Annotated in this window: 2 protein-coding genes; both read left to right on the top strand. The window is 46.8% G+C overall.

The window, feature by feature from the left end:
• A partial coding sequence (locus tag ACKI5G_RS10230) for a hypothetical protein (RefSeq protein ID WP_407400066.1) occupies window positions 1–280 on the top strand: 280 nt, incomplete at its 5' end.
• Between the two features lie 23 nt (window positions 281–303).
• Window positions 304–1117, top strand: an 814-nt coding sequence (locus ACKI5G_RS10225) for a TonB-dependent receptor (protein ID WP_407400064.1), incomplete at its 3' end; no start/stop codon positions are given.

Below are 1117 nucleotides of genomic sequence, written 5' to 3'. Positions count from 1 at the left end.
GGAACTGGCGGTCTACGGCCTGACAGCAGGTGTAATCCATAAACAGCTGGGCCGGGGGATGTTGCTGTCTTTGCTGGTAGCCATGGTTTGTGGCAGGATTATGGATATTATCCTCCTAATGTTATTCGGGGAGCTGCTGCAAATTGAGGCAGAGCCAGTGGCCTATGTTTTGGCCGGAGTTAGTAGCGGTCTGGCCGGAATAGTTCTCCAGCTGCTATTTATTCCTTTTATTGTAAAACGATTGCAACAGGCATTTTTTTATCATGACCTGTTAAAGTAAATTAGGAGTGAAAGGTAGTTAAAATGAGTAAGAGAAAGATTTTAAGCGGCTTAGTATGCTTGAGTTTATTGACCTCCACGGCTTGGGCGGCCAATGAGGTGGATTTCGGTGATGAATTGGTGACCGTATATGGCGATGAGGCTATCAATACGGAAGCAGATACCATTATTAATATGGAGAAATATACAGGGACAGCCAAGACTTTGCCGGAGCTGTTGCGTGGCGTGGCAGGTGTGCAGGTTCAGTCCCGGTCCTTTGGCGGTGGAGCCGAGGATCTGACCTTGAAGCTGCGGGGCCATGATGCCCGTCGCTTTACTGTGCTAGTGGATGGTGTACCCCAGAAGAATTCCGGGGTAATGGGGGGAAATGCCTTCAATTGGGAGGCAATGCCCTTTGCTTCTATTGAACGAATAGAAATCATTAAGGGTGCCAAATCCCTTAAATATGGCCAGACCAACGGAGGCGTAATCAATATTATTACCAAGCAGCAAACTGGTGGTACTTACAGCCGTTCCATTGGCAGTCATAAGTATCGTCAGGTGGCCTTGGATTATAATTTTACTTCCGGTCTCTTTGATGTGGGGTTAAAATTCCTTAATGAAACCAAGGATGCTGTTCTGCGTAATGCTGATTATGGTAATCGCCAGTATGGTATTAATTTGCGTTATCACGTTAACGCTACAGATATCTTAAAGGTGGATTTTCAGCATATACGTACCAACCGGGGGCTGGTAACGGTCAACAATCCTACCCGGGCCAGTTATAATTCCTATTATCCGGTGACCCTGTTTGCTGATGGGTTCAGCAGTGCCAAAGATAATGAGGCCGGAGACGGCA

Origin of the sequence: Anaerovibrio sp. (assembly GCF_045637405.1) — a bacterium.
Lineage (GTDB): Bacteria > Bacillota > Negativicutes > Selenomonadales > Selenomonadaceae > Anaerovibrio.
The sequence above is the reverse complement of the archived record's forward strand: the minus strand, read 5'-3'. Positions and strand labels throughout refer to the sequence as shown.